Annotated in this window: 8 protein-coding genes; 3 read left to right on the plus strand and 5 right to left on the minus strand. The window is 45.2% G+C overall.

Translation table 11 applies throughout. The features are described from left to right. Nucleotides 1–564: 564 nt before the first annotated feature. Nucleotides 565–900: a PEP-CTERM sorting domain-containing protein gene (locus EWV66_RS06580; protein WP_260441281.1), complete on the plus strand. Its 336-nt coding sequence runs from the start codon at nucleotides 565–567 to the stop codon at nucleotides 898–900. Nucleotides 901–1,087: 187 nt separating this feature from the next. Here the strand turns inward: EWV66_RS06580 and EWV66_RS06585 are convergent, their stop codons facing one another. Continuing rightward, nucleotides 1,088–1,405, minus strand: a complete 318-nt coding sequence (locus tag EWV66_RS06585) for a DUF3067 family protein (protein ID WP_002756874.1) — start codon at nucleotides 1,403–1,405, stop codon at nucleotides 1,088–1,090. Between the two features lie 179 nt (nucleotides 1,406–1,584). After that, nucleotides 1,585–3,486: a glutamine--fructose-6-phosphate transaminase (isomerizing) gene (glmS, locus tag EWV66_RS06590; protein ID WP_052277285.1), complete on the minus strand. Its 1,902-nt coding sequence runs from the start codon at nucleotides 3,484–3,486 to the stop codon at nucleotides 1,585–1,587. Nucleotides 3,487–3,897: 411 nt separating this feature from the next. Here glmS and EWV66_RS06595 point away from each other — a divergent pair, with 411 nt between their 5' ends. Further along, nucleotides 3,898–4,074, plus strand: a complete 177-nt coding sequence (locus tag EWV66_RS06595; RefSeq protein WP_158499364.1) for a hypothetical protein — start codon at nucleotides 3,898–3,900, stop codon at nucleotides 4,072–4,074. 80 nt (nucleotides 4,075–4,154) lie between these two features. Here the strand turns inward: EWV66_RS06595 and EWV66_RS06600 are convergent, their stop codons facing one another. Next, nucleotides 4,155–4,523, minus strand: coding sequence for an aspartyl protease (locus EWV66_RS06600; protein WP_043998808.1), 369 nt, complete (start codon nucleotides 4,521–4,523; stop codon nucleotides 4,155–4,157). After that, complete coding sequence (locus EWV66_RS06605; protein WP_002756880.1) at nucleotides 4,520–4,795, minus strand: hypothetical protein; 276 nt, start codon at nucleotides 4,793–4,795, stop codon at nucleotides 4,520–4,522. The genes EWV66_RS06600 and EWV66_RS06605 overlap by 4 nt, the downstream gene beginning before the upstream one ends. 212 nt (nucleotides 4,796–5,007) lie before the next feature. Between EWV66_RS06605 and EWV66_RS06610 the strand changes: the two genes are divergently transcribed. Further along, nucleotides 5,008–5,226 carry a hypothetical protein gene (locus EWV66_RS06610; protein ID WP_002756882.1) on the plus strand — a complete coding sequence of 73 codons (219 nt, stop codon included), beginning with the start codon at nucleotides 5,008–5,010 and terminating at the stop codon, nucleotides 5,224–5,226. Nucleotides 5,227–5,508: 282 nt separating this feature from the next. Here the strand turns inward: EWV66_RS06610 and EWV66_RS06615 are convergent, their stop codons facing one another. After that, entirely contained in the window at nucleotides 5,509–5,607 is a 99-nt protein-coding gene (locus EWV66_RS06615) for a BrnA antitoxin family protein (protein WP_287107082.1), read from the minus strand. Between the last annotated feature and the right edge of the window lie 7 nt (nucleotides 5,608–5,614).

Genomic DNA, 5,614 nt, shown 5'->3' on the forward strand with positions numbered 1-5,614 from the left:
TTCGATTCGATTCGTCAAACTATACCGATATTTTCTAGGTGTCGATAGCCTTGAATACAGGTTCCTTGTAGGTTCAAAAATTTGTCAAGTATCATAAGTAAAATAATCTCGTTTTTGGCCATTATATCAAATTTTAACTCAATTGTCTATCTTTTGGTATTAACCTGTTTGTGCCGTAAGTGTCTTCCTGTATAGATTTCAGCTATTTTTGAGACTAGGTACTCTCATTGAATTTTATTTGAAGTTAATTATTTGCATAACAATTCCCGAAGAGCCAAAAAAATGCTCACAAACATCTCTAGACAACTAAACACTGGCGCTCTTGCTATCGCGGGCAGTGTTGCCGCTCTCAGCTTTGCTGGTGCTGCCCAAGCAGCGAGTATGATAGCCGTAACGGGGAGTGCAACGGCCAGTTCGTGGGGAACCCTCAACCCGACCCTCACTCCTGGAGCGCCCACCGGATTGGCTGGGACGCCTACGGATGGCTTTGCCGGTCTGAGCTACACGGACGTTAGTGCTATTCAGCCTATTCAGATTTTTGGCACTGGCTCGGGAGCGTCCACCATGTTTACTCCTGGTGGTACCGTGAATTCTTTTGCTCAGATAAATGTTGGCGGTGGTACGACAGTTAATATCACTCCTACAGTGGCTTCGGGTACGTTTAATACTTCTGGTGGTATGAGTACTACTGTTTACACTGTAATGGGTACAGCGTTTTTTGATGCGACTACCGGTCTCGATTATTCTGGAGTTTTCAGCCTGAACGTCGTGTCCGTTGGTTCGGGATGGATTTATACTTTATCTCTCGAAAAAAGCAGTTTAGCAGTTCCCGAGCCCTCTGCTATCCTGGGTATCTTGGCCGTTGTTGGTGCTGGTGCTTTCGCTCGTCGCAAGAGCTAGTCACTGTCATCAGAGCAAAAATAATGGAAAAAACAAGCGTTAAGGCTAAGCTTAACGCATTTTTTTGTGTCTAGAGAAGGGGATGGGCGAGTGGGGAAGTGGGGAGTTCGAGCATTTGTATATCCAATACGCAATTTAAATGCAGTATAATGTTCACTTAACAATCCCACTGGTTACTGATAATTGATCACTGATCACTGATCAGCCATTCCGAGGCCCTTTCACCTAAATCTAAGGCCAGACTAACCGCTTTACCGAGACGGGGACGCTCGCGGGTTTCGCGGATAAAAGCTTGAAATTGACTAAAACCACCCCATTCGTGGAGATAATTAGCGATCGCATTGAGATGTTCCAGATATTCAGACTCGGAGAGGGGAAAAGACGCTTGTTCGAGATATTTCCACATTACCTGGACATGAACCTTATCTTTGATGCGTCGCAGCTGGATATCGTAGGAACGACCCCACTTTTCTAGTAATAATTGCTGTAAGTCCACACCCGTCATGGTTGCTATCGCTTCTCAGATGTCAGTCGGCCTCTTGATTCTACCATAAATGTCAGGGGAAGACCCTCGATTTTACCGAAGGGATGATACTCTCGCGATCAACCGCTTCGCGGTGTAACGGGAGTCCTCTTGCTCCAATTTAGATATACTTGTGAACTGCACTTTCAACCTAAGGAACTTTACTCCACCGTGACACTTTTGGCTAAATTGCGCGGCTGATCCACGTCTAGACCGCGACGGGCTGCGATATGATAGGAGAGCAATTGTAGGGGAATTACTGTTAGAATTGGCGATAATAATTCCTCAATTTCCGGCACATACAACAAATCATTAAAGACTTTTGGTGCTTCCGTATCGCTGTCGGCAACTACTCCCAATAACCGCGCATCCCTTGCCTTTGCTTCCTGTGCATTGGAGAGAACCTTATCATAAACTATCCCCGGCATAGCAATCGCTACTACGGGAACTTTTGCATCTAAAAGCGCGATTGGTCCGTGTTTCATTTCTCCGGCTGGATAGCCTTCCGCATGAATATAACTGATTTCTTTGAGTTTTAAGGCTCCTTCTAGGGCAATGGGGAAATTAATCCCCCGTCCTAAGAAAATAAAGTCCTGGGTGTCATTAAATTCATGGGCCAATTCTTCGATCGCTTTTTCCTGTGTTTCTAAGACAGTTTCGATCGATCTTGGCAGCGATCGCATTTTATTAATAATTTGCTCGATTCTCTCTAAAGACAAAGTTTGACGACGATAGGATAAATCCAAAGCTAAGAGATAAAAACCCAATAATTGTGCCGTAAAACTCTTAGTTGCCGCCACCCCGATCTCGATTCCTGCTTGGGTATTAATAATCTGATCGACCATTTGTGCTAGGGTACTTTCGGGGCGATTAGTAATACCGATAATCCGGGCTTGATATTTTTTTTCTAATCCTAAACGGCGCTGTTTTTCCGTTTCCAAAGCCGCTAAAGTGTCGGCTGTTTCCCCCGATTGCGTCACCCCGATAGTTAAAGTATTGGGCATCAGGGGCGTGGGTGCATAGCGAAATTCCGAGGCGTACTGTACCCTTGTGGGAATACCTGCCAACTGCTCAATCAAGTATTTACCGACTAAACTAGCGTGCCAACTGGTTCCACAGGCTAAAATCTGAATATGTTCTAAATTATCGTAAATTTCTTCAGAAAAATTAATATTTATCGGGTTGACATTATCCTCATTTTGTGCTGTCCAATGGGGATGCAGATAGGTTCCTAAACAGTCGCGCACCACTCCGGGTTGTTCGTAGATTTCCTTGAGCATGAAGTGACGATAACCCTGTTTTTCTACGGTCGTCGGACTCCAATCGAGGACTCTGGGGCTTTTACGGACTCTTTTGCCCTCAAAATTATAAATTTCTACTCCCAAGGGTGTTAACCGAGCGATTTCGCCATTATCCAGGGACAGCACCGCCCGGGTATGGGGAACCAAAGCACTAACATCGGAGGCACAGAAAAACTCCCCTTGACCAAAACCGATGATTAAAGGGGCGTGTTGCCGCACGACAATCAATTCATCGGGATAATCGGGACTAATCACCCCTAGGGCAAAGGCCCCCTCTAAACGTTCAATTGCCCTTAAAACTGCCTTGAGGAAAGGACTCACCCCCAAGTAGTCTTCATCGGTAGGTTTGGGTAGATAACTGGCGATTAGATGGGGAATAACTTCTGTGTCGGTTTCCGAGTCAAATATACAGCCTTTCTCCTTTAATTCTGTTCTTAATACCTGAAAATTTTCGACAATGCCATTCTGTACCACTGCCACCCGTTGACTATTATCGGTGTGGGGATGGGCATTACTTTCTATGGGTTTGCCGTGGGTTGCCCAACGGGTGTGACCGATGCCAATTTGGGAGGGATTAACTTCCTGTTCTAATTTTTCCCGCAGATTGTAGAGTTTTCCCTGGGCGCGGACTCGATGTAATTCACCTTCGAGAATTGTGGCAATTCCTGCCGAATCATAACCCCGATATTCTAAACGTTCCAAACCAGCTAGGAGAATATCGATCGCTGTTTGGGTTCCGATATAGCCAACAATTCCGCACATTCTTTCCCTGACCCCATTTAGGCTAAGTCCGATCTATTCTATCGCAAGCGTGACACTTGTTTGCTTAGAGGCTAAAGACGCACTGGTAAGGGCAAAGTTTCCTCTAATGGGACTCATCCTTCGCTCATTTTTGGGAGCAAGATGGGGTCAAAGAGTTGGAAAAGCTCACCCCGTCAAGGATTGAGCGAGCGGTACTGACGGGATTTGATCCTGAAGCAAAGAAGTCAGTCCCATACTCAAACAAGAGACCTCTTGCAAAAATCAAAAATCTTCCTTTAGGTGAGGAGTAAGGAGCCAGTAGCCAGGAGAATTAAGAATGAGCGTTAATTGATTAGGGTTTGCGGCAAAAAGTTTTTCGTGGGGGCAGGGTGTGGGGTGTAGGGTGTAGGGTTTTACCGATTTTGAGTGGGCATGGTGCGTTCCCAAAAATCGATCGGTGGAGCAGTGGGAGCCAGATTAGGGGACGCACCCTACAAGATCGCACTACGCAGTGCCTTCGGCATCGCACTACAATTGCTCCAGCAGCATATCGTACTCTGCATGGGAACCAACCCAGAACCAAATCACCGTATCATAGACAACATCTAACGTATAGGGCTTAATATATTCTAGCTTTCACGTTGCTACAGCGATGGCGTACTGTTACCCAGTGCCTTCAGCATCGCACTCTACTTCAACGCTTCGATCGTAACTAAACCACCCTCAATTGCCTGAATTCGCAAATCGTATCCTCGTAATAGCTGCATCCCAATCAACGGAACCGTCTCTGATTCGTTGATGTAAATCTCACGATATTGCCCGTCCCAGATCACAAGCCCGATGTAAACTTCAAACGTGCAGAAAGTCCCATCGCCTAACGTCGCAAGATCTCGACCCTCCCAAATAAACCCTAACCTAGCAATTATGTCAGACGGCAAGGTGAGAAAACCCGAAAATCCTGTATCAATTACAGCATCTACTATCTGCGTTGTTTCATTGTTTCTGACTGCGATCGCTAACGTCGCCTCACAGCCTTGATTTACACGACCTTGCATCATGGCTTTGTTCTCAGGCTCCGTGCACCAAAGTGATCGACGGCTGAATGCCCAATGCGAACAAACCATGTCTGAGTATCAGGCACTCGTGCAGAAAGTTGCTTCGCTGCGCTTACCAAATCATCCGCTACTTCAAAAGCCCCTGTTTCAATGTCAATTGCCACAATTTTCCCCTGATTACCCTCCTCGACTTGGGGACGTACCTGAGATTGATAAATCTCATTACCACGTCGAGCAAATTCTTCTTTACTGTAGCGGGGTTGTCGAACTGTCATTGAAGCGACCCTGTGGCGACTTTTGCCCCTCTATTTTAACCAAACATTGGGAATCTTCGCTAACATTCCTCAACTGGTCCGACCAGAGCGGCATCGCACCTAAACTCACAGTTTCAATCCATGGGCATGGTGCGTTCCCCAAAAATCGATCGGTGGAGCGGTAGAAGTTGCATTAGGGAACGCACCCTACAAGATCGGCGATCGCACTGCGTATGTTGTCTGCACTTCATGGAATTGGAGTCATTATTCTAGATACGGAAAACCCTTCTGAAAGTGAGATATTTTTACCAGCAAAATCTAGGGCAGAAATTGACTGGCAATCAGTGAATCGTATTGTGGTTGAAAATGATGATTTTAAAGATTATATTGAGCTAGTTTCAACTTATTACCAAACTGGAAGAATTAGAAGTCGGGATTGGAATAAAATTTGATAGATTTTCATAATCCCCGACCTTGATGATTAAAACCCTTAACCGTTTGTTCGGATATCTACTAGGGTACTGCCAACAATCTCTTTTAAGGAGACTGATCACAGAAGCTTTCTAGACTTCTAGCAAAGATTCTTAGATCTGACTGCACTTTGTCACAAAATTTCACTATTATTTCGGGTGCGGTGATTTGTTATAGCGGTTTTCAGTCTAATAAGGTATGGTAAATCCCTTGTTATGCCGCTGCAATCCTTGTTTTCAAATACAAAAATATGAATCTGCCTGTTATTGATGTGCCTCCATATACGCTCGTAGCAATTGATTGATCTGTGTTTGATAGCCACGCCCTTGAGACTTAAACCACTCTAATACATCGCTATCAATGGGGAGT

This window comes from Microcystis sp. M_OC_Ca_00000000_C217Col (assembly GCF_007095585.1).
In the GTDB taxonomy this organism is placed as follows: domain Bacteria; phylum Cyanobacteriota; class Cyanobacteriia; order Cyanobacteriales; family Microcystaceae; genus Microcystis; species Microcystis panniformis.